This window comes from Streptomyces sp. NPDC058619 (assembly GCF_042717785.1).
Taxonomy (GTDB): domain Bacteria; phylum Actinomycetota; class Actinomycetes; order Streptomycetales; family Streptomycetaceae; genus Streptomyces.
The window spans coordinates 378,450-398,846 of sequence record NZ_JBHXQN010000001.1 but is presented as its reverse complement, the minus strand read 5'-3'; the positions used below and the strand labels follow the sequence as shown (position 1 = coordinate 398,846).

At 72.6% G+C, this 20,397-nt stretch carries 22 protein-coding genes; 15 read left to right on the top strand and 7 right to left on the bottom strand.

Annotated features, from left to right (window positions below; genetic code table 11):
• Nucleotides 1-59: 59 nt before the first annotated feature.
• Together ACFWTC_RS01950 and ACFWTC_RS01945 are read left to right on the top strand one after the other, a co-directional pair.
• Nucleotides 60-716 (top strand): TetR/AcrR family transcriptional regulator, encoded by a 657-nt coding sequence (locus ACFWTC_RS01950; protein ID WP_383920964.1) that lies wholly within the window; start codon nt 60-62, stop codon nt 714-716.
• 89 nt (nt 717-805) lie between these two features.
• A complete protein-coding gene (locus ACFWTC_RS01945) occupies nt 806-1,219 on the top strand; it encodes an HPP family protein (protein WP_384073968.1) in 414 nt (137 codons plus the stop codon).
• Between the two features lie 38 nt (nt 1,220-1,257).
• On the opposite strand, the gene ACFWTC_RS01940 is transcribed toward ACFWTC_RS01945, so the two are convergent.
• Nucleotides 1,258-1,590 carry a PLD nuclease N-terminal domain-containing protein gene (locus tag ACFWTC_RS01940; protein WP_383920967.1) on the bottom strand — a complete coding sequence of 111 codons (333 nt, stop codon included), beginning with the start codon at nt 1,588-1,590 and terminating at the stop codon, nt 1,258-1,260.
• A gap of 90 nt (nt 1,591-1,680) precedes the next feature.
• Between ACFWTC_RS01940 and ACFWTC_RS01935 the strand changes: the two genes are divergently transcribed.
• From ACFWTC_RS01935 to mqnP, 3 genes are read left to right on the top strand one after another with little or no spacing between them, the layout of a single operon-like run.
• Entirely contained in the window at nt 1,681-3,138 is a 1,458-nt protein-coding gene (locus tag ACFWTC_RS01935; protein ID WP_383920970.1) for a menaquinone biosynthesis decarboxylase, read from the top strand.
• On the top strand, nt 3,135-3,617 hold the full coding sequence (locus ACFWTC_RS01930) for a hypothetical protein (RefSeq protein WP_384025800.1): 483 nt from the start codon (nt 3,135-3,137) through the stop codon (nt 3,615-3,617). The genes ACFWTC_RS01935 and ACFWTC_RS01930 overlap by 4 nt, the downstream gene beginning before the upstream one ends.
• Nucleotides 3,617-4,540, top strand: coding sequence for a menaquinone biosynthesis prenyltransferase MqnP (gene mqnP, locus ACFWTC_RS01925; RefSeq protein WP_383920976.1), 924 nt, complete (start codon nt 3,617-3,619; stop codon nt 4,538-4,540). Before ACFWTC_RS01930 ends, mqnP begins: the two co-directional genes overlap by 1 nt.
• On the opposite strand, the gene ACFWTC_RS01920 is transcribed toward mqnP, so the two are convergent.
• Nucleotides 4,521-5,063 carry a rhomboid family intramembrane serine protease gene (locus ACFWTC_RS01920; RefSeq protein WP_384026048.1) on the bottom strand — a complete coding sequence of 181 codons (543 nt, stop codon included), beginning with the start codon at nt 5,061-5,063 and terminating at the stop codon, nt 4,521-4,523. The two genes, mqnP and ACFWTC_RS01920, sit on opposite strands and share 20 nt — an antisense overlap.
• A gap of 151 nt (nt 5,064-5,214) precedes the next feature.
• Here ACFWTC_RS01920 and ACFWTC_RS01915 point away from each other — a divergent pair, with 151 nt between their 5' ends.
• Nucleotides 5,215-5,904 carry a UbiX family flavin prenyltransferase gene (locus ACFWTC_RS01915; protein ID WP_384025803.1) on the top strand — a complete coding sequence of 230 codons (690 nt, stop codon included), beginning with the start codon at nt 5,215-5,217 and terminating at the stop codon, nt 5,902-5,904.
• Here ACFWTC_RS01915 and ACFWTC_RS01910 read toward each other — a convergent pair.
• A complete protein-coding gene (locus ACFWTC_RS01910) occupies nt 5,901-6,035 on the bottom strand; it encodes a hypothetical protein (RefSeq protein WP_383921040.1) in 135 nt (44 codons plus the stop codon). The two genes, ACFWTC_RS01915 and ACFWTC_RS01910, sit on opposite strands and share 4 nt — an antisense overlap.
• Nucleotides 6,036-6,157: 122 nt before the next feature.
• On the opposite strand from ACFWTC_RS01910, the gene ACFWTC_RS01905 reads away from it, so the two are divergent.
• From ACFWTC_RS01905 to ACFWTC_RS01885, 5 genes are all read left to right on the top strand, one after another.
• Nucleotides 6,158-6,613: an Lrp/AsnC family transcriptional regulator gene (locus ACFWTC_RS01905; protein WP_267724008.1), complete on the top strand. Its 456-nt coding sequence runs from the start codon at nt 6,158-6,160 to the stop codon at nt 6,611-6,613.
• 83 nt (nt 6,614-6,696) lie between these two features.
• Nucleotides 6,697-7,860 (top strand): aminofutalosine synthase MqnE, encoded by a 1,164-nt coding sequence (gene mqnE / locus ACFWTC_RS01900; RefSeq protein WP_383920981.1) that lies wholly within the window; start codon nt 6,697-6,699, stop codon nt 7,858-7,860.
• 133 nt (nt 7,861-7,993) lie between these two features.
• Nucleotides 7,994-8,518, top strand: a complete 525-nt coding sequence (locus tag ACFWTC_RS01895) for a GNAT family N-acetyltransferase (protein ID WP_383920984.1) — start codon at nt 7,994-7,996, stop codon at nt 8,516-8,518.
• Nucleotides 8,519-8,659: 141 nt separating this feature from the next.
• Nucleotides 8,660-8,932: a DUF4229 domain-containing protein gene (locus ACFWTC_RS01890; RefSeq protein ID WP_383921034.1), complete on the top strand. Its 273-nt coding sequence runs from the start codon at nt 8,660-8,662 to the stop codon at nt 8,930-8,932.
• Nucleotides 8,933-9,326: 394 nt separating this feature from the next.
• Nucleotides 9,327-10,685, top strand: a complete 1,359-nt coding sequence (locus ACFWTC_RS01885) for a dicarboxylate/amino acid:cation symporter (RefSeq protein ID WP_383920987.1) — start codon at nt 9,327-9,329, stop codon at nt 10,683-10,685.
• Between the two features lie 144 nt (nt 10,686-10,829).
• Here ACFWTC_RS01885 and ACFWTC_RS01880 read toward each other — a convergent pair whose 3' ends face one another.
• Together ACFWTC_RS01880 and ACFWTC_RS01875 are read right to left on the bottom strand one after the other, a co-directional pair.
• Nucleotides 10,830-11,027 (bottom strand): DUF397 domain-containing protein, encoded by a 198-nt coding sequence (locus ACFWTC_RS01880; protein ID WP_384025806.1) that lies wholly within the window; start codon nt 11,025-11,027, stop codon nt 10,830-10,832.
• Complete coding sequence (locus ACFWTC_RS01875) at nt 11,024-11,881, bottom strand: helix-turn-helix domain-containing protein (RefSeq protein WP_384025809.1); 858 nt, start codon at nt 11,879-11,881, stop codon at nt 11,024-11,026. Before ACFWTC_RS01875 ends, ACFWTC_RS01880 begins: the two co-directional genes overlap by 4 nt.
• A gap of 146 nt (nt 11,882-12,027) precedes the next feature.
• Between ACFWTC_RS01875 and ACFWTC_RS01870 the strand changes: the two genes are divergently transcribed.
• From ACFWTC_RS01870 to ACFWTC_RS01855, 4 genes are all read left to right on the top strand, one after another.
• Nucleotides 12,028-12,516 carry an ATP-binding protein gene (locus tag ACFWTC_RS01870; protein WP_384026051.1) on the top strand — a complete coding sequence of 163 codons (489 nt, stop codon included), beginning with the start codon at nt 12,028-12,030 and terminating at the stop codon, nt 12,514-12,516.
• 937 nt (nt 12,517-13,453) lie between these two features.
• Nucleotides 13,454-13,891, top strand: a complete 438-nt coding sequence (locus ACFWTC_RS01865; protein WP_384025812.1) for a hypothetical protein — start codon at nt 13,454-13,456, stop codon at nt 13,889-13,891.
• A 201-nt stretch (nt 13,892-14,092) separates the two neighbouring features.
• Nucleotides 14,093-15,991 carry an AMP-dependent synthetase/ligase gene (locus ACFWTC_RS01860; RefSeq protein WP_384026055.1) on the top strand — a complete coding sequence of 633 codons (1,899 nt, stop codon included), beginning with the start codon at nt 14,093-14,095 and terminating at the stop codon, nt 15,989-15,991.
• Between the two features lie 212 nt (nt 15,992-16,203).
• Nucleotides 16,204-17,784: an alpha/beta hydrolase gene (locus ACFWTC_RS01855; protein WP_383921000.1), complete on the top strand. Its 1,581-nt coding sequence runs from the start codon at nt 16,204-16,206 to the stop codon at nt 17,782-17,784.
• Between the two features lie 80 nt (nt 17,785-17,864).
• On the opposite strand, the gene ACFWTC_RS01850 is transcribed toward ACFWTC_RS01855, so the two are convergent.
• Both ACFWTC_RS01850 and ACFWTC_RS01845 read right to left on the bottom strand, forming a co-directional pair.
• Nucleotides 17,865-19,046: a lipase family protein gene (locus ACFWTC_RS01850; RefSeq protein WP_383921003.1), complete on the bottom strand. Its 1,182-nt coding sequence runs from the start codon at nt 19,044-19,046 to the stop codon at nt 17,865-17,867.
• Nucleotides 19,047-19,226: 180 nt separating this feature from the next.
• Nucleotides 19,227-20,237, bottom strand: a complete 1,011-nt coding sequence (locus tag ACFWTC_RS01845; protein WP_383921006.1) for an AraC family transcriptional regulator — start codon at nt 20,235-20,237, stop codon at nt 19,227-19,229.
• Nucleotides 20,238-20,397: the final 160 nt, after the last annotated feature.

Genomic DNA, 20,397 nt, shown 5'->3' with positions numbered 1-20,397 from the left:
CGGCCGGGGCGGCGCCACCGCACCGGCCGGACCCGGCCCGCTCCCACCGGAGGAACCGCATGGCACGCATGCCGCTGCCCGAGCGCCGCCGCCAGCTGACGGAGGCGGCGATCCGCGTGATGACCCGCGACGGGGTCGCCCGGGCGACGACCCGCTCCATCTCCGCCGAGGCGGGCGTCTCGCTGAGCGTCTTCCACTACTGCTTCGACTCCAAGCAGGCCCTCTTCGAGTCCGTCATCACGGCCATCACCGACCACTACGTGACGGTGGTCAAGGAGGCGATCCGGCCCCGGCCCACCCTGCGGGAGACCATCCGGGCGGGTTTCGAGGCCTACTGGGACCACGTGCGCGCCCACCCGGGCGAGCACATGCTGACCTACGAGCTCACCCAGTACGCCCTGCGCCAGCCCGGCTTCGGCCATCTGGCCCGGCGCCAGTACGAGCTGTACGGGGAGACGTACGCCGAGCTCATCGAGCAGCTGCGCCGCACCGCGGCGTTCGACCTCAGCGTCCCGGTGCCGGTGCTGGCCCGCTACCTCGCGGCCATGACCGACGGGTTCACGCTGAGCCTCCTCGTCCTGGGCGACGACGGGGGGCCGGCGGGTGTGCCGGTCGTCGACACCATCACCGAGATGATCACCGGGTACGTGGTGGGGCTGGTCGAGGACGGGCCGGCCCCCGTCGGTCTGGCCGGAGCGGGCCCGGCGGGCGCATAACCGGGGGCGGCTAGCGTCAGCGGACCCGCCCGCCGGGCGGTGCCTCCGCCGGGGCCGCCTTCCACACCGTCAGCGCCGCGGCCACCGCGCTGCTGGCGCTGGCCGCGCTCGGCGCCGTCCTGCGCGAGCCGGTACTGATACCGCCGCTGGCCGCCAGCGCCGCCCTCGTGCACGGCGCCCCGACGCTCCCGTTCGCCCAGCCGCGGAGCGTCCTGCTGGGGCACCTGCTCGGCGCCGCGACCGGGTACGCGGTCCTGCACACCGCCGGCGGCAGCGCCTGGGCGGCCGCGGTGGCGGCGGCGCTGACCCTGGCGCTCACCCTGGCCGCCCGCGCACCGCACTCGCCGGCCTGCGCGACACCGGTGGTGATCGTGCTGCAGGCCCCCGGTCCGGCCGCGTTCGTACCGCTCCTGCTCGGAGCGGGGACCCTGCTCGTCCTCACCGAGTACACGGCCTCCCGCATCCGCCCGTCGGCGCCGCGCTACCCCGCGTACTGGTGGTGAGCGCCTGCCCCGGAAGCCACCCGGCGGCCGGTGGGCTACTAGTCCTTGTCCTTCTTCTCGTCCCGGTCCTTCTTCTCGTCCTTCTCCTCCTGCTCGTCCCGCAGGGACTTCAGGAACTCCGGATTGTCGTCGGGCGCCACCCACTGGGTCCGGCGTGCCCGGCCGCCGCCGAAACCGCCGCCGCCGACCGCCGACCGCTTCTTGCCCGCGAACAGCCACACCACCGGGCCGACGATGGAGAAGAGCAGGATGATGATCACCCAGACCACCTTGGGGAGGTGCTTGACCTCCTCCTCCGGCGTGTTCAGACAGTCGATGAAGGTGTAGATGGTCAGCGCGATGATCAGCAGGAACGGCAGATAGCGCAGCACGGTGTGGGACCGACTCCCAGGCAGTGACGGCGGGCCCGCGTCGGGCCCCGGTGACACCTCCAGGGTAGTTGGTGACGGATACTGGCCCCTATGGCTTACGACGATCTCCGCTCGCTGCTCCGGGCTCTGGAGCGGGAGGGCGACCTCAAGCGCATCAAGGCCGAAGTCGATCCGTACCTGGAAATCGGCGAGATCGTCGACCGGGTGAACAAGGCGGGCGGGCCCGCCCTGCTCTTCGAGAACGTCAAGGGCTCGGCGATGCCGCTGGCCATGAACGTCTTCGGGACCGACCGCCGGCTGCTCAAGGCCCTCGGCCTGAAGTCGTACGCCGAGATCAGCGAGAAGATCGGCGGCCTGCTGAAGCCGGAGCTGCCGCAGGGCTTCATCGGGGTCCGCGAGGCCTTCGGCAAGCTGGGCTCGATGGTCCACGTGCCGCCGAAGAAGGTGAAGGGCGACTCCGCGCCCGTCCAGGAGGTCGTCCTCACCGGGGACGACGTGGACCTGGACCGGCTGCCGGCCCTCTTCACCTGGCCCAAGGACGGCGGCTCCTTCTTCAACCTCGGCCTGACGCACACGAAGCACCCCGAGACGGGCGTGCGCAACCTCGGGCTCTACCGCCTCCAGCGCCACGACAAGCGCACCATCGGCATGCACTGGCAGATCCACAAGGACAGCCGCAACCACTACGCGGTCGCCGCCCGGCGCGGCGAGCGGCTGCCGGTCGCGATCGCCTTCGGCTGCCCGCCCGCCGTGACGTACGCCTCCACGGCGCCGCTGCCGGGGGACATCGACGAGTACCTCTTCGCCGGGTTCGTCGCGGGCAAGCGGATCGAGATGGTGGACTGCAAGACGGTCCCGCTCCAGGTCCCGGCCAACGCCGAGGTCGTCATCGAGGGCTGGCTGGAACCGGGGGAGACCCTCCCCGAGGGGCCCTTCGGCGACCACACCGGCTTCTACACGCCGCAGGAGCCCTTCCCGGCGCTGAAGATCGACTGCGTGACGATGCGCAAGCGGCCGCTGATCCAGTCCATCGTCGTGGGCCGGCCGCCGACCGAGGACGGCCCGCTGGGCCGTGCGACGGAGCGGTTCTTCCTGCCGCTGCTGAAGATCATCGTTCCGGACATCGTGGACTACCACCTGCCGGAGTCGGGCGGCTTCCACAACTGCGCCATCGTCTCCATCGACAAGAAGTACCCGAAGCACGCGCAGAAGGTCATGCACGCCATCTGGGGCGCGCACATGATGTCGCTGACGAAGCTGATCGTCGTGGTGGACAAGGACTGTGACGTCCACGACCTGCACGAGGTGTCCTGGCGGGCGCTCGGGAACACCGACTACTCCCGTGACCTCACCGTCGTCGAGGGCCCGGTGGACCACCTCGACCACGCCTCCTACCAGCAGTTCTGGGGCGGCAAGGCGGGCATCGACGCCACGAAGAAGCTGCCCGAGGAGGGCTACACCCGCGACGGCGGCTGGCCCGACATGGTCGAGTCCGACCCGGCCACCGCGGCACTGGTGGACAGCCGCTGGAAGGAATACGGACTGTGAGCCCGATCGCCGTGGGCGGACCCGCCCTGTTCATCGGCAGCGACACGCCCTGCGTGGCCCTGGTGCGCCCCGAGATCGACCCGGCGCAGCAGAGCGTACGGGAGGCGGCCGAGCGGGCGGGCGTGACGCCCGAGGAGTTCGCCGGCCCCTCGGACCTGTGGCAGCTGATCGCCGACCGGACCGACGGCGAGGGCCGGGAGGTCGACCTGCCCGAGCTCGCGGACGCCGACGCGGCCGCCTTCGCGGAACGACTGCTGACGGCGACCGCCGACCCGGAGGCCGAGTTCTCGGTGGAACTCGCGGTGGCCGGGCACGGCCTGCTCCGCCTCGACGGCCGTCCGGCGGGCGAGGGCTTCGCCTTCCTGGCGCGCGTCACCCCGCCCGGGTCCGACGCGGCGGCGCCGCTGGACGTGGAGATCGGCCCGACGGCCCTCTCGGACCTGCGCGCCGAGCTCGAACAGTTCCGCCGGAGCCTGTGATGGCCACCGCCGACGGGATCGTCGGGCAGGGCAGTCCCGCGCCGGAGGCCACCGGCAAGGTCAAGGCCTTCCTGCGGCTCGTGATGATCGAGCACTCGGTCTTCGCGCTGCCCTTCGCCTACATCGCCGCGCTGACCGCCATGTTCCGGCTGGACCGTACGGTCCACTGGGGCACGCTGCTGCTCGTCACCGTGTGCATGGTGGGCCTGCGGACCTTCGCGATGGCCGCCAACCGGATCATCGACCGCGAGATCGACGCCCGCAATCCGCGCACCGCCGGCCGCGAGCTGGTCACCGGAGCGGTGTCGGTGCGGTCGGCGTGGACCGGGGCCGGGATCGCGCTCGCCGTCTTCCTCGGCTCGGCCGCGCTGCTGAACCCGCTCTGCCTGGCGCTGGCGCCCGTCGCGGTGATCCCGATGGTGGTGTACCCGTACGGCAAGCGGTTCACGAACTTCCCGCACGCCATCCTGGGCCTGGCCCAGGCGATGGGCCCGGTCGGGGCCTGGCTGGCCGTCACCGGCGAGTGGTCCGGCGACGCGGTGATCCTCGGGCTCGCGGTGGGCGTGTGGATCGGCGGCTTCGACCTGATCTTCGCCTGCCAGGACGTGGCCGCGGACCGCGCGGAGGGCGTCAAGTCCGTCCCGGCCCGCTTCGGCGTCCCGGCGGCCCTCTGGGGCGCCCGCGGCGCGCACGTCGTGACCACGGGCCTGCTGGCCTGGTACGCCCTGGCGACGGGCGCGGGCGCGTTCTTCTGGGCCGGTCTGGTGGTCGTCGTCGCGGCGTTCCTCTACGAGCACACCATCGTGAAGCCGCACGACCTGTCCCGCCTGAACCGGGCCTTCTTCACGGTCAACGGCTTCATCGGTATCGCGCTCTTCGTGTGCGCCCTGCTCGACCTCGTGGTCAGGGGCCTGACCGTATAGGTCGGCCGGGTCGCCGGAAGTACAGCGCCGTCAGCACGCCCGCGACCAGGCCGATGAGGTGGGCGTACCAGCCGACGCCGGAGTCGGTCGGCACCACGCCGAGGAGGAACGACCCGCCCCAGTAGGCGGCCGCCGCCAGGCCCACGGCGATGCCCAGCGGGCTGCGCTCGACGAAGCCGCGCACGACCACGTACCCGAAGAGGCCGAAGACCAGGCCCGAGGCGCCGGCCCCGAGGGTGTGGGGCGGGGCGACCAGCCAGGAGCCCGCGCCGACGGCGAGGCAGACCAGGCCGCTCACGGCGAGGAAGCGCCGGATTCCGCTGAGCGCGGTCACGAAGCCGAGGACCAGCAGCGGGAAGCTGTTGGACGCCACGTGGCCGAAACCGAAGTGCAGGAACGGGTGGGCGACGATGCCGATCAGGTGGTCGGGGTCGCGGGGCCTGACGCCGTAGGGGTCCAGGGCGTGGCCGGTGACCACGTCGACCCCCTCGATCAGCCAGAGCAGGGCGATCAGACCGAGCATCAGCTTCGCGGCGGCCTTGGCCCTCTCGCTCCGCGTCCAGGTCGTTTCCAGCGTGGTGCTCACGTGCGCCCCCTCGTCCCGTCCCACCCCCTGGAACGTCTGGGACACCTTAACGAGTGCCCGCTCGCATTGGCCGGATAGTCTCGGAGGTATGACTGAGCGCAAGCGCACCCCGTGGGTGGTCGGGGTTTCCGGGGCGTCCGGGACGCCGTACGCGGCGGCGGTGCTCCGCGGGCTGCTCGCGGCGGGGGAGGACGTCGACCTGGTGGTGAGCCGGGCCTCGCGCCTGACGCTGCTGGACGAGACCGGGATCGCGTTCCGGGACGCGCACTGGCGGGACGACCTCGCGCAGTGGCTGGCCCGGGGTGCAGACGGCAAGCCGGGGACCTTCCAGGACGTACCGCTCGACGACGTGCGGTACTGGGGTGCCGGGGACCTGGCGGCGGGTCCGAGTTCGGGCTCGTACCCGGTGAAGGGGATGCTGATCGTGCCCGCGTCCACGGCGTGCGTGGCGGGGGTGGCGCTCGGGCTGTCGAAGGACCTGCTCCAGCGGGTCGCGAGCGTGACGCTCAAGGAGCGGCGCCGGCTGGTGGTCGCGGTGCGGGAGACCCCGCTGAACGGGCAGACGCTCAAGCACCTGGTGGCGCTGGAGGAGGCGGGCGCGGTCGTGCTGCCCGCCTCTCCGGCGTTCTACGCGGGTGCGACGCACATCCAGGACCTGGTGGACTTCGTCGCGGGGCGGGTGCTCGACGCGGCAGGGGTGCCGCACGGGCTGTACCGCCGTTGGGAGGGGGAGCTCGGTGGGGGCTCCCGCACCCGGGAGGCGAGCGGTGGCGGCTAGGCCTTCTTGGCGCCCCGCGGCTTGCGGGTCTTGTCCACGCGGTGCGCGGCGGCGGGCTGGTGGGCACGGGATCGGTTGGCCAGCTCCTGGAGCTGTCGCATGTGCGCGTAGGCCATCTCGATCGTGTACACGGTGAACCACTCCTGAAGATCGTCATTGATCTGTTGAAAGATTCGCAGGGTGTTGACCCTGCGTGCCTTAGATTCTATACCTAGACTTGCAGGATCACCGAATAATGGAAGGCTCCACGTAAATGGACACGGTGGATAGGCAGCTCATCCAGGCACTTCGCGAGAACGGTCGTGCCTCGTACGCGGAGCTGGGCCGTCTCGTGGGCCTCTCCGGCCCCAGCGTCACCGACCGCATCAACCGGCTGGAGACGGCCGGCGTCATCACGGGCTACCGCGCGACCGTGGCAGCCGCCGAGCTCGGCCTCGGCGTCACGGCGCTGATCGGCATCTCGCTCTCCGACGCCGCCGACCACGAGGACGTGGCGCGCCGGCTCAAGGACCTCGCCGAGATCGAGGACTGCTGGTTCATCGCGGGCGACGACTCCTTCATGCTGAAGGTGCGCGCCAACGACGTGGACGGTCTGGAGAAGATCATCCGAAGGCTCTCGGGGACGAAGGGCGTCTCGCGCACCCGGACGACCATCGTGCTCTCCACCAAGTGGGAGAACCGGGTCGGGGAACTGCCTGAGGAAGCCTGAGAGTACGGTTGGTCGCGGTTGCAGGCAGCAGGCGGCAGCAGCAGGACAGGGTTGCGGGACACAGAGGAAGGCGGGCGACCGGCATGGACGCTGGGCTCAAGCGCGAGCTGGAGGAGAAGGTCCGCTCCGGCGAGCGGCTGACGCGTGAGGACGGTATCGCCCTCTACGAGTCGGACGACCTGGCCTGGCTCGGCGGCCTCGCCCACGAGGTGCGGACGCGGCTGAACGGTGACGTCGTCCACTTCAACGTCAACCGCCACCTCAACATGACGAACGTGTGCACGGCGTCGTGTGCTTACTGCTCGTTCCAGCGCAAGCCGGGCGAGAAGGACGCGTACACGATGCGCATCGAGGAGGCCGTACGCCTGGCCAAGGCCATGGAGAACGACAACCTCACCGAGCTGCACATCGTCAACGGCCTGCACCCGAACCTGCCGTGGCGCTACTACCCGCGCTCGCTCTCGGAGCTGAAGAAGGCGCTGCCGAACGTCTCGCTGAAGGCGTTCACCGCGACCGAGATCCACCACTTCGAGACGATCTCCGGAATGTCGGCCTCCGACATCCTGGACGAGCTGATCGAGGCGGGCCTGGAGTCCCTCACCGGCGGCGGCGCGGAGATCTTCGACTGGGAGGTCCGCCAGCACATCGTCGACCACCGCACCCACTGGGAGGACTGGTCGCGCATCCACCGTCTCGCGCACTCCAAGGGGCTCAAGACGCCCTCGACGATGCTGTACGGCCACATCGAGGAGCCGCGCCACCGCGTGGACCACGTGCTGCGGCTGCGCGAGCTCCAGGACGAGACCGGCGGCTTCCAGGTCTTCATCCCGCTTCGCTACCAGCACGACTTCGTGGACATGCAGGACGGCAAGGTCCGCAACAAGCTCCAGGCGCGGACGACGATGGCGACCGGCGCGGAGGCGCTGAAGACCTTCGCGGTCTCGCGGCTGCTCTTCGACAACGTGCCGCACGTGAAGGTCTTCTGGGTGATGCACGGCGTGCAGACCGCCCAGCTGGCGCTGCAGCACGGTGCGGACGACATGGACGGCTCGGTCGTCGAGTACAAGATCACGCACGACGCGGACAACTACGGCACCCCGAACAAGCTGGGCCGTGACGACCTGCTGGAGCTGATCCGGGAGGCCGGCTTCCGCCCGGTCGAGCGCAATACGCGCTACGAGATCATCCGCGAGTACCCCGGTCCGATCGAGGGCCTGCGCGAGACCCCGCAGGCGATGCGCGTCTGACCCGCCCGCCCGCACTCCGCTGACGCAAGCCCCGGCCGGGACGGCCGGGGCTTGCGTCGTCGGTGCGTGGTCGAGCCGTGCGTGGTCGAGCGGGTGCGTGGACGAGGCGGAATGTAATGAATAGAATCCACCTATGACCCTTACTTTCACCCTGGATCCGGTGATCGACACGGCCCTGCGTGACGGCATCCTGGAGCTGTGGGCCGACGTCACCAACGCGGACGGCGCCGTCGGATTCGTCCCTCCGGTCACGGTGGACGACATCCGTCCCGCGCTGATCACGCAGCTCGCCTCGGTGGCCGACGGGGGCAGCCGGCTGCTGGTCGGCCACGACGCCGACGGCGGGCTCGCGGCGACCGCGTTCCTCACCCACAACACGCACCGGCTCCAGCTCCACTGGGTGTGGGCGTACACGGTGATGGTCCACCCGCGCCTCCAGGGTCGCGGGTACGGCCGCGACCTGATGGCCGCGGTGGAGGCCGCGGGCCGCTCCATCGAGGGCATCGACGCCATCCGCCTCGGCTGCCGCGGCGGCTACGGCCTGGAGCGCTTCTACGCGGCCTGCGGCTACAAGGAGGTCGGCCGCGTCCCCGAAGCCATCCGGGTGGCGCCGGGCGACGACCGCGACGACATCACGATGCTCCTGCCGCTGCGCTGACGCGCGGTGGGACCGGACCCCCGGCGGCCTCGTTCGCAGGGCGGGCGTGCTTCACTGGACGGGCACATCCCGACGCAGGACGACGAGAGAGAAGGGGTCACCGTGTCCCTCAAGCCGAGCGCAACGATCCGCTACACCGCGATGCGCCTGGGCATCTTCGTCGGATGCCTCGTCGCCGTCGCGGGCCTCGTCCGCCTCGGCTGGGTGCCCTCCTCGATCGGCGACGCCAACTTCGCCTGGATCGTGCTGCTCGCCCTCGTGATCTCCGCCCCGCTCTCCTTCGTCCTCCTGCGCAAGCAGCGCGACGAGATGTCCGAGCAGATCTCCGGACGCGTCGCGGGTGCGAAGGAGAAGCTCGCCTCGAACCGCAGCCAGGAGGACCTGGCGGACGACACGGCGCGCGTGAACTCGTAGCTCCCTCCGTTGGCTTCATCACACACCGAACGGCCCCAGCACCGGGTGTACCGCCCGTAACGCTGGGGCTTTCGCGTTCCCCCGGCCGGTGTGCGGGGCTCCCGTACGCCGCCAACCCAAAGAACGCCTTTGAGATTCTCAAAGCAGAAGTGTTAGCGTGTTCAACATGTCGACCCCAGCTGCGCACCCGATGACCATGAGCGTTCCGCTCGTGGCGCGCCTGCACGTCGACCTCTGCCGCCGCGTGTCCGCGGCCTGTTGCTGTTGTCGCTGACGACCGCTCCGCGTTGAGCCGTACCGATGCAGCAGCGGTCCCGGCCGGCCCTTTTCCGGCTGCCGCCACCGCAGAACCCATCCCCGCCAGTTCGTTGTGCGTCACCCCCGGAGAGTGTCCGTGTCCGCGACCCCCCAGGCCCAGGCTCCCGCCAAGGCCTCGTTCAAGTTTCCCTTCTGGGCCCAGATAATCGCCGGTCTCGCGCTCGGTGTCCTGTTCGGCTGGCTCGCCCGCAGCCAGGACATCAGCTGGCTCGGCACCACCCTGGAGAAGACCGGCGACCTGTTCGTCCAGCTGCTGAAGCTGGCGGTCGCCCCGCTCGTCTTCTTCGCGATCCTGGTGTCGATCACCAACCTCCGCAAGGTGAACAACGCCGCCCGGCTCGCCTCCCGCACGCTCCTCTGGTTCATGATCACCTCGCTGATCGCGGTCGGCATCGGCATCGGCATCGGCCTGCTGACCGACCCGGGCTCCGGCACCGGCCTCACCGCCGCCGACGGCAAGGAGCCGAAGCGGACGGGTTCCTGGATCGACTTCCTGACCGGCATCGTGCCGACGGACATCGTCACGCCGTTCACCGAGCTCAAGGTCCTCCAGATCGTCTTCCTGGCCGTCGTCGCCGGCATCGCCGCCCTCCAGCTGGGCAGCAAGGCCAAGCCGGTCCTCGACCTCGCCGAGTCCGTCCTGGAGCTGCTGCAGAAGGCCCTGTGGTGGGTCATCCGCCTCGCCCCGATCGGCACCATCGGCCTCATCGGCACGGCGATCGCCACGTACGGCTGGGACCTCATCGGCAAGTACGCGACCTTCACCGCCGACGTCTACATCGGCTGCGCCCTCGTGATGTTCGGCGTCTACCCGCTGCTGCTCGCCACCGTCGCCAAGGTCAGCCCGCTCCAGTTCTTCAAGGGAGCCTGGCCAGCCATCCAGCTGGCGTTCGTCTCCCGCTCCTCGGTCGGCACCATGCCGGTCACCCAGAAGGTCACCGAGCGCCTCGGCGTTCCGAAGGAGTACGCCTCCTTCGCCGTCCCGTTCGGCGCCACCACCAAGATGGACGGCTGCGCCGCCATCTACCCGGCGCTCGCCGCGATCTTCATCGCGCAGATCTTCGACGTGCAGCTGGGCATCAAGGAGTACCTGCTCATCGCCTTCGTCTCGGTGATCGGCTCGGCCGCGACGGCCGGTCTGACGGGCGCCACGGTCATGCTGACCCTGACGCTCTCCACCCTCGGCCTGCCGCTGGCCGGCGTCGGCCTGCTGCTGGCGATCGACCCGATCCTCGACATGATCCGCACCGCCACCAACGTGGCCGGCCAGGTCCTGGTCCCGGTCATCGTCTCGGCCCGCGAGGGGATCCTGGACAAGGAGGCGTACGCCTCGGCCTCGGCCTCCGCCCTGGACGAGCCGGAGCCGGCCCCGGCACAGGCCCCGGCCGCCACCGCGGCGGACGCCCCGGCGGAGAAGGTCCCGGCCACCGTCTGACCGCCGCACCGCACGGCACCCCGCACCCGTCGCAGCCCCTGCCCCGTCCGGGCGGGGGCTGTCGGCGTACCGGGCGGCCGGTGGTTCGTTCAGGTGGGGGGAACCGCAGCGGGGCGCGGCGCGTGGTCTTCGCGTCCCGGCCGGTCAGCGGCCGGACGTGTGCGCCACGAACTGTGCCCAGGCGTGCGGGGCGACGGTGAGGTGGGGGAGCCGGGTGTCCTTGGAGTCCCGGACGTGGACGGCCCCGGTGGCGGTCGCGTCCGCCACCTCGACGCAGGAGTCGCCTTCGCTGCCGTCGCTGTAGCTGCTCTTGAACCAGTGCGGTTCGGAGTGCTCGGTCATGTCTCTCCCAGCAGTTCCTCGATGAAGCCCTGCGACTCCAGGGGTGTGAGCGCTTGGGCCCGGATCATTCCATAGCGCAGCTCAAGGATCCGGAGCTGCCTCGGGTCGGAGACCGGACGCCCGCCGAACGCGCCTTCCGAGCGGCCGACCGCCGTGCCGTCCCCGAACTTCAGCACCTCGATCCCGCCGTCCATGCCCGCGTGAACCTCGCGGTCGGTCGGCATCACTTGGAGTGCCACATGTCGCAACCGGGCTACTTCCAGAAGACGTTCGAGCTGTCGCCGCCACACCATTGTGCCTCCGATGCGGCGGCGCAGGGATGCCTCTTCCTGGACGAAGCTGAGCGAGGGCGCGGGCTGCCGGTCGAAGAGTGAGCGCCGCGTCATGCGGGCCGCCACGTACCGCTCCACCTCGTCCTGACCGTAGGCGGGCTGGCGCATCTCGAAGAGTGCCCGGGAGTAGTCCTCCGTTTGCAGAAGGCCGTGTATTCCGTGGATGCGGTAGGCCCCGATCTCGACCGCCCGACCCTCCAGCTTCGCCAGGGCGCGGATCTTCTTCGGGTAGCGGACCTGCTCGGCGTCCGCCTTCATGGCGGCGATCCGGCCGTCCGCCCGCAGTACCTCGTCCGCCCTGTCCAGGTACTCGGGGCGGGGGATGCGCTTGCCCGCCTCGACCTTGCGGACGAGGTCCTCCCCGTACCCGATCGCCGTGCCGAAGTCGGCCGTGCGCAGGCCCGCCGTCTCGCGCCACGCGCGGAGCTGGCGTCCCAGCGCGGCCAGGACCGCCGCACCCTGTTCGTCCTCGGGGTCGACGTCCCAGCCCGCGTCGTCCGTACCGTCCCTGTCCACGCTCACGCGCGCCCACCTCCGACGTGCCGAAGTTCTCTCCGCGCCCTGTTCCCGGAGGGCTTCCGGACAGCCCGGACAGCGCGGGACAAGCGCCGGACAAAGGCCGGACGCAGGGGAGTTGTCGGTCCTCACGGTAGGGGGGTCCGGCCACGCTGAGTGATGTGAACACTCAAATCTGGGACTCCGCCGACGCGTTCGGCGCCCGGCTCGCCGCCACCCCCCGCGGCGCCCGGCAGGCCCGCCGTCTCGCCGTCGAGAAGCTCGCTGCCTGGGGTGTGCCGTCGGACGGACCGGCGCTCATCGTGGCCGAGCTGGCCGCCAACGCCGTGACCCACGGGCGGGTGACCGGGCGGGACTTCCGGATCGGTCTCACCTTGGGCGGCGGCGTGCTGCGGATCGAGGTGGTCGACACGCGCGGCGACCGGGTCCCGGGTCTCCGCGACGCGGACGAGGCCGCCGAGGGCGGGCGGGGACTGCTGCTGGTGGACGCGCTCGCGGACCGGTGGGGCGTGGACCGGGGGCTGCCGCCGTGCAAAGTGGTGTGGGCCGAGGTGGACCTGGCCGGAGGGCCGGAACACCGGGTCGTGGCCGAGCGCGACCCGGGCGGGCCAGACGTAACCCCTTGCAATCACGGGAGCTGAAACCAACCAACCCACCCCACCAGCCCCCCGTAACTCACATGGGTGAACTGGGCCAACTCGGCTGGATTTATCGATGGTTGCCGGGCATATGCTCGGCCCACAACGTCAGACATGAGACGGCCCCCGGCGGGACTGGCATCCCGGTCGAGGGCCTGACCAAGCAGGAAGCAATCACCTTCCCCATGGCTCTGAAGCAGCTTAGCGCGCCCTCGCGCGCCGCGTCCCGGGAACGTGCCGGGGTCCCCGCAGGGGGCGGTGTCGTCCACATCAAGGCGCGGCACACCGAGCAGTACACGGTGGTCGGCAACCACCTGGCCCAGCACCGTGAGCTGTCGCTGACGGCGATGGGCCTCGCCCTCCACATCCAGTCGCTGCCGACCGGCGCCAAGGTCGGCATCAAGCGGCTCACGGACCGGTTCCCGGAGGGTGAGGTGCGGATCGCCTCCGCCCTGCGGGAGTTGGAGGCGCACGGATACCTGGAGCGCAGCCGCGTGCGGCTGGCGAGCGGGCAGGTGGTCACCCGTACGGTGTCCTACAACCGCCCGCAGACCACCCATCCGGGCCTCCCGGAGCGCCCGACGCCCCCGGCCCCGCGCCGCGAGCCGGCCGTTCCGCCGGAGCGGGGGGAGGGCGCCGTACGGCGATCCCGCCCCGTGGCCGAGCCGGTGCCGGTGACCGTGGCCGAGCCGGTGTCCGAGCCCCCGCCCCCGCCCGGGCCCCCGCCCGGGCCCGGGGGTGCGGTCGTGCCGGGGTCCGGCGCGGGTGCGAAGCCCGGGGCGGAGCCCGCACACCCCCGCCGGACTTCGGGCCGTGGCCCGAGTGCGAGCCGTGCTTCGACCTTGAGCCGGAGCCGGAGCCGGAGCCGGAGCCGGAGCTGGAGCTGGAGCCCGAGGCCGAGCCCCCGCCCGCCGAGCCCTGGTCCTGGCCCGAGCCCTGGGTGGCCGTACCCGAAGCGGCCTCCGCGTCGGCCCCGGCCCCCGTGGCGGGGGAGCCGCCCGGCGCGGCGCTCCGCCAGGACGCCGTCGAGCTGCTGGCCCGGCTGCGCGAGGACGACCCCCGGCTGCTGCTGGCCGAGCGGCACGTCCGGCGGCTCGCGCCCGGGGTGTCGGCCTGGCTGGAGCGCGGGGCCGAGCCGGAGGCCGTACGGCACGTGCTCGCCGGGGGGCTGCCCGCCGAGCTGCGCAACCCGGCGGGGCTGATCGCGCACCGGCTCGCGACGCAGGTCCCGCCGCGGCTGGGGCCGCGACCGGCCGGCCCGCGGGCCGCGCGGCCCGACCCGATGCAGAACTGCGACGGCTGCGAGCGGGCCTTCCGGGCGCCCCGGCCCGGCCGCTGCCGGGACTGTCCCGAGGAGGTGGCGGACTCCGTCGCGTGAGACCGGCCGCAAGGTCGTCAGCGCCGTCGGGCGCGGTCGGGTGCCGTCGGGCGCGCCGATGGCCGCCGGGGCTCGTGCGGATTCTCCGTGCGGTCCGCGTGCGCTCCGGGTGGTCCAGTGGTGAAGAAAGGCTCCGAGGGCTGTTCAGGAGCGGTTACCGGTGCGTAAATTACCGGCGGTAACTCCCTTCCCCAGCCGCCGCTGGGTGATACCCCCGGCCGAGGAGACCGTGCAGTGGAAGCCGTACCGAAGCTGGTGGAGCCCGTCAAGACCGTGATCGGCGGCAGGGTGCGCGAGGTACGGGTCCCCGCGCTGGCGCCCGTACCGGACCGCGGTTCCCTGGGGGACCTCCCCTTCGACAACGCCCGCGAGGCCCCCGGCGAGGCGGTGCTCGCGCGCAAGGACCGGGACGGCCGCTGGTGGGACATCACGGCCGCCGAATTCGCGGCCGAGGTGCTCGCCGTCGCGAAGGGCCTGATCGCCGAGGGGCTGCGGGAGGGCGATCGGCTCGCCATCATGGCCCGTACGACCTACGAGTGGACCCTCCTGGACTTCGCCGGATGGGCCGCCGGACTGGTCACCGTCCCCATCTACCCCACCTCCTCCGCCCTCCAGGCCCGCTGGATCATCCAGGACTCCGGCGCCGTGGCCTGCGCCGTCGAGGACACCGCGCAGGCCCGCATCATCAGTTCGGAGCGCGGCAACCTGCCCTGGCTGCAACACCTGTGGGAGTTCGACACCGGAGCCGTCGCCCGCCTGGTCAAGGCCGGGGAGCACCTGCCCGACGCTCTGGTGCACGCGCGGCGGGCCGCCCGTACGCCCGACTCCGTCGCCACCCTCATCTACACCTCGGGCACCACCGGCCGGCCGAAGGGCTGCGTGATCACCCACGCCAACTTCTTCGCCGAGGTCGACAACTCGATCGAGCTGCTGCACCCCGTCTTCAAGTCGGTCAGCGACGACCCCGCCTCCACCCTCCTCTTCCTGCCGCTCAGCCACGTCTTCGGACGGATGGTCGCCGTCGGCTGCATGCGGGCCCGCGTCAGACTCGGGCACGCGCCCAGCATCCGCACCGAGGACCTCCTCACCGACCTCGGCGGGTTCCGCCCGACCTTCCTCCTCGCCATCCCCTACGTCCTGGAGAAGGTCTACAACACCGCCCGCGCCACCGCCGAGAAGATGGGCCGGGCCGCCTCCTTCGACCGGGCCTCCAAGATCGCGCAGAGCTTCGGCGAGCTGGTCGAGGGCAAGGCGCCCGGCCTCGGGCTGCGCGCCGCCCGCGCCCTGTACGAACCGCTCGTCTACCGCCGGGTCCGGGCCGCGCTCGGGGGCCGCGTCAAGTACGTCCTCAGCGGCGGATCCCCCCTCGGCCGCCGGCTCGCCGCCTTCTACACCGGAGCCGGCATCGAGGTCTTCGAGGGCTACGGGCTCACCGAGACGACCGGCGCCAGCACCGTGACCCCGCCGCTGCGCCCCCGCCTGGGCACGGTGGGCTGGCCGCTGCCGGGCACGGCCGTACGGATCGCCGACGACGGGGAGGTGCTGCTCGGCGGCCGCCACGTGTTCGCCGGGTACTGGAACTCCGGGCACGCGGTGCCGCCCGACACCTGGCTGCCGACCGGCGACATCGGGGAGCTGGACGACGACGGCTACCTCACCATCACCGGCCGCAAGAAGGACCTGATCATCACCTCCGGCGGCAAGAACGTGGCCCCGGCGCCGCTGGAGGACTGGCTGCGGGCCCACCCGCTGGTCGGCCAGTGCCTGGTGGTCGGCGACAACCGGCCGTACGTCACCGCGCTGATCACGCTGGAGCCCGACGGGCTGATGCACTGGCGCCAGATGCACAAGAAACAGGACGTACCGATGAGGATCCTCGTCCAGGACGAGGAGCTGCGGGCCGACCTCCAGCGGGCCGTGGACGAGGCGAACAGCCTGGTGTCGCGGGCCGAGTCGATCCGCCGCTTCACGGTCCTGCCGGGGGACTTCACGGAGGAGGGCGGGCACCTGACCCCGTCCATGAAGCTCAAGCGGGACGCGATCGCGCGCGACTACGCCCGCCAGATCGACGAGCTGTACCGGGGCCCGCGCGAGGGCTGAGGGCTGAGCCGTTCGGGCCGCGGGCCCGGTGGGCGGGGGCCGGGGACCCGGCCGGGCGGAGGCCGCGGGCCCGGGGGCCGGGGGGCCGGGGGACCGGGGCGGCCCGGCTGCGCGGCGGGCTCCACCGGGGGCGGGGGTACTGGGCGGGCGGGGTGGGTGGGTGGCGTTTATGGTGGGCTGAACGGTCCGGGGGGCCGCCCGAGGAGGGTGCAGTGCCCCGTACGCGAACCGCCGCCGCGGCCTGTGCGCTGGCCCTGGCCGCCCTGGGCACCGACCCCGTGGCCGTCCCGGCGCCGACCCCCACCGGCACCGCGGCCCGGGGCGACCCGCAGGCCCCCTCCCCGGGGCAGCGCGTCCGCTGGGGGGCGTGCCCCGAGCGGCGGGTGCCCGCCGGAATGCGGTGCGGGACCGTCGAGGTGCCGCTGGACCACGCCGACCCCGGCAAGGGGACGATCAAGGTGGCCCTGGCGCGCCTCCCCGCCACCGGCCGCGGCCGGCACCTCGGCTCGCTGCTGCTGAACTTCGGCGGACCCGGCGCCCCGGGCGTCGCCGGCCTAGCCGCCGACCCCGACGCCTTCGCCAAGCTCGGCGAACGGTACGACCTGGTCGCCTTCGACCCGCGCGGAGTCGGCCACAGCGCCCCGGTGTCCTGCGCCGGCTCCCAGGAGACCGGCGAGGACGCGGCCACCGACGCGGCCGCCCAGCTGGCCGCCCTGCGCGCGGTGGCCAAACGCTGCGAGCTGGCCTCCGGCCCGGTCCTCCCGTACGTCGGCACCGTGAACGTCGCCCGCGACATGGACGCGGTGCGCCGGGCGCTGGGCGACGCGAAGCTCAACTACCTCGGCTTCTCCTACGGCACCCGGCTCGGCGCCGTGTACGCCGCGCAGTTCCCCCACAGCACCGGCCGCATGGTCCTGGACGGCGTGGACACCCTGTCCGAGCCGCTGGCCGAGCAGGCCCTGGCCACGGCTCGCGGCCAGCAGCGGGCCCTGGACCGCTTCCTGTCCTGGTGCGCCCGCCGGCCGGGCTGCGTGTACGGGACCAACACCCGCACCGCCAAGGAGCAGGTCGACGACCTCGTGGCACGGCTCGACCGGCGTCCGCTCATCGGCGGCGACGGCTCGTACGTGACCGGCCAGGACGTGGCCGGCTCGATCGGCGCCGCCCTCTACTCGCCGCACGCCTGGCCCGCGCTCGCCGACGCGCTGAAGCTGGCCGAGGAACACGCGGACCCGGTCGGGCTGCTCCAGCTCGGCGGCCCGACCGGCCCCTCCGACGAGGACGACGGCGGGGACGGCGACGAGGACGGCGGCGGGGCGGAGCCGCAAGGACCCGGCTCGGTGCCCGCCGACAACGCCGACGCGGCGCTCGCCGCCGTGAACTGCGCCGACGACCCCGACCGGTCGAACGACACGGCGAGCCCGGCCCGCATCGAGAGCGAACTGGAGTCCCTGCGGCCCGAGTTCGAGAAAGCCTCGAAGATCTTCGGGCCGCGCCAGCTGATGACCGTACTGGCCTGTTACGGCCGGCCCGCGGGCACCGACTTCATCCGCCGGATCGACCGCCCCGGCGCCCCGCGGATGCTGCTCGTCGGGACCCGGGGCGACCCGGCCACCCCGTACGAGTGGACGGAGGAGACGGCGCGCCGGCTCGGCTCCGCGGTGGTCCTGGACCACAAGGGCGACGGGCACACCGGCTACCTCGCCTCGCCCTGCGTGCGGGAGTACGCGGACCGCTTCCTGCTCGACGGACGGCTGCCGTCCGGGACGCGGTCCTGCCCCGCCGGCGAGTGAACCGGCGGGGCCTGCGGCGGGCGGCCCGGGGCGCGCGGCCGCCGGGCGGGTGCGGCACGCGTCCGCCGTGCGGGCCGCGCTCAGCAGTTGGCGCGCGTCGGGCGTCCGGCGAAGCGGTCCGCCAGCCAGTTCGCGACCGCAGGGGACTGGGTGATCACGCCGCTGACGTGCTCGCCGAGCCAGATGGTGTCGAACTCGACGTTCGCGCCCCGCGCACACCACTCGGAGCGCAGCCGGCTGCCCACCGCGTACGGGATCAGCTCGTCGGCGAGCGCGTGGTACTGGTACACGGGCGCCGCCGGGGCGGTGTGCCCCAGCCGGCTCTGGTTCAGCCGGGCCTGCCAGTCGGGCTGCGCGAGGGGGTTGCGCGTGGTCAGGTCGGAGATCCGCTTGAACGAGCCGGCGATGGCGTCGATCGCCACGCAGTTCTCCTTCATCGCGCCGACCAGCACCTTGCCCGCCGGGTTCAGGTAGGAGTCGAGCCTCAGCTCCGGGAAGGCGGCGTCCTGGCCGGCCGCCGCCATGAAGATGAGGCCGGAGCCGTAGGAGCCGTTGTTGAAGTCGGCCACCTTCAGCAGGTCGGCGGGCACACCGCCGGTCGCGGTGCCCTTGACCTGGAGCTCCGGCGCGTACGAGCCCTGCAGCTCGGCGGCCCAGCTGCTGGCCTGGCCGCCCTGGGAGTACCCCATGATGGCGACCGGTCCGGTCGGCGACAGCCCGGCCTGCGGCAACCGCTGGGCGGCGCGGGCCGCGTCGAGGACGGCGTGCCCGGCGGAGGGGCCGACCGTGTAGGTGTGGACGCCCGGGGTGCCGAGGCCCTCGTAGTCGGTGACGACCACGGCCCAGCCGCGCAGGGTGAGCTGCTGGATGAGGTTGGCCTCCATGGCGGTGCCGTACGGGATGTTGTTGCTGGGCGCGCAGGAGTCGCCCATGCCGACCGTGCCGACGGCGTACGTGATCAGCGGGCGCGGGCCGGTGCGGCCGTCCTGCGGGACGATGACGGTGCCGGAGACGGTGTTCGGGGCGCCGTCGGCCGTGGTGGACCGGTAGTGGATCTTCCAGGCCTTGGTGAGGGTGGGCTGCCCGGGCAGCGGGTGGAAGGCGGAGGGGGCGCTGCTGACGACATCGCCGGGGGCGCCGGCGGCGGCGCCGGCACCGGCACCGTCCTGCGCCGTGGCGGCGGGGCTCCAGGCGGTGAAGGCCAGGGCGGCCACGGCGGCAAGGGCGGTGCTGCGCAGGCGCGGGGGGTTTCGGAAACGCATGGGGCGGCTCTCCCAACGGTCCGTGCGGGGGTAGGTGAGGCGAAGGTAGCGACCGACCGGTCGGCATGTCGCTGACCGCACAGCTCACCTTTCCTGACCCGGACTCCCAACCCCTCCCCGCCGCACGGACCGTCAGCCGAACGGGACCGCCGCCGAACGGCCGCGCCGGGGGACCCCGGCTCAGCCGCCTGAGGCGATGCGGTAGGCGCCCGGGGTCGTGCCCGTCCAGCGGCGGAACGCGCGGTGGAAGGCCGTGTCCTCCGAGAAGCCCAGGCGGGCGGCGAGTTCCGCGATCGGCTCGCTGCTCTCCGCCAGGCCCGCGATGGCGGCGTCCCGCCGGACGTGGTCCTTCAGCTCCTGGAACGAGGTCCCCTCCCGCTGGAGCCGGCGCCGCAGGGTCGCCGGGGACACCGCCAGGCGCGCCGCCACCTCCCCGAGCCCCGGCAGCCGCGGTGACGTGCGCAGCTGCCGGGCCAGGGCCCGGCGCACCTGCTCCGCGACCGTGGTCCCGTACTCCGGCCGGGACAGCAGGTCGAAGGGGGCCCGGCGCAGCATCGCGTCGAGCGCGGGCTCGTCCCGTACGAGCGGTGCGGTCAGCCAGTGCGCGTCGAAGGCGGCGCCCGTACGGTCCGCGCCGAAGCGGACCGGGCAGTCGAACAGGACCTCGTACTCCTCCGCGTGCGGCGGCGGCGGGTAGGCGAAGGCGGCCTCCGCGAGCGGGATGCGGCGGCCGATGAGCCAACTGCTCAGCCGGTGCCAGATGGCGAGCACGCACTCGGTGAGGAAGCGCTCCTCGTCCCGGTCGAAGTCGTTGCGGACGGTGAACCGGGCCTGGCCGCCGACCACGTCGAGCGCCAGCTCCGGCCCGCCGGGGAACAGCCCGTAGAAGGCGGCCGCGCGCTGCGTCGCCGCGCCGAGGTCCCGGCAGCCGAGCGAGGCGCAGCACATCATCGCGAACGTGCCGGGGCGGCTCGGGACCGGGCTCAGGCCGAGGAACTCGTCCTGCGTGGCCCGGTACAGCGCCCGGAACAGCCGGGCGAACTGCGCGGCCGTGATCCGCGCCCGGTCGTCGCCCAGCAGCAGCGGCGGGATCTGCGCCGCCTGGAGCAGCGGCACGGTGTCGAGGCCGCCGGCGCGGGCCCCCGCGAGCAGGGCCCGTACGTGGTGCACGGTGATCGTCCGCCTCCCCATGCCTGCGACGGTAGCCGCCGGGGCCCCGGTGCGATACGGACGCGACACCACCCGTCGCGCCCGATGAGCGCTGCGGCCAGCGCGGCTGACGCCTCCGGTCATGCCGCGGGGCCGCCCGCGGTGCCTAGCGTCGGGGGTCACCGATTCCCGGGAGGGCATG

Coding starts and splice junctions, on each gene's coding strand:
- ACFWTC_RS01895 (WP_383920984.1), top strand. CDS start 7,994: ATGACCCTTACTTTCACCCTGGATCCGGTGATCGACACGGCCCTGCGT.
- ACFWTC_RS01880 (WP_384025806.1), bottom strand. CDS start 11,027: ATGACCGAGCACTCCGAACCGCACTGGTTCAAGAGCAGCTACAGCGAC.
- ACFWTC_RS01850 (WP_383921003.1), bottom strand. CDS start 19,046: ATGCGTTTCCGAAACCCCCCGCGCCTGCGCAGCACCGCCCTTGCCGCC.
- mqnP (WP_383920976.1), top strand. CDS start 3,617: ATGGCCACCGCCGACGGGATCGTCGGGCAGGGCAGTCCCGCGCCGGAG.
- ACFWTC_RS01935 (WP_383920970.1), top strand. CDS start 1,681: ATGGCTTACGACGATCTCCGCTCGCTGCTCCGGGCTCTGGAGCGGGAG.
- ACFWTC_RS01890 (WP_383921034.1), top strand. CDS start 8,660: ATGCGCCTGGGCATCTTCGTCGGATGCCTCGTCGCCGTCGCGGGCCTC.
- ACFWTC_RS01845 (WP_383921006.1), bottom strand. CDS start 20,237: ATGGGGAGGCGGACGATCACCGTGCACCACGTACGGGCCCTGCTCGCG.
- ACFWTC_RS01905 (WP_267724008.1), top strand. CDS start 6,158: ATGGACACGGTGGATAGGCAGCTCATCCAGGCACTTCGCGAGAACGGT.
- ACFWTC_RS01920 (WP_384026048.1), bottom strand. CDS start 5,063: ATGCTCGGTCTGATCGCCCTGCTCTGGCTGATCGAGGGGGTCGACGTG.
- ACFWTC_RS01915 (WP_384025803.1), top strand. CDS start 5,215: ATGACTGAGCGCAAGCGCACCCCGTGGGTGGTCGGGGTTTCCGGGGCG.
- ACFWTC_RS01950 (WP_383920964.1), top strand. CDS start 60: ATGGCACGCATGCCGCTGCCCGAGCGCCGCCGCCAGCTGACGGAGGCG.
- mqnE (WP_383920981.1), top strand. CDS start 6,697: ATGGACGCTGGGCTCAAGCGCGAGCTGGAGGAGAAGGTCCGCTCCGGC.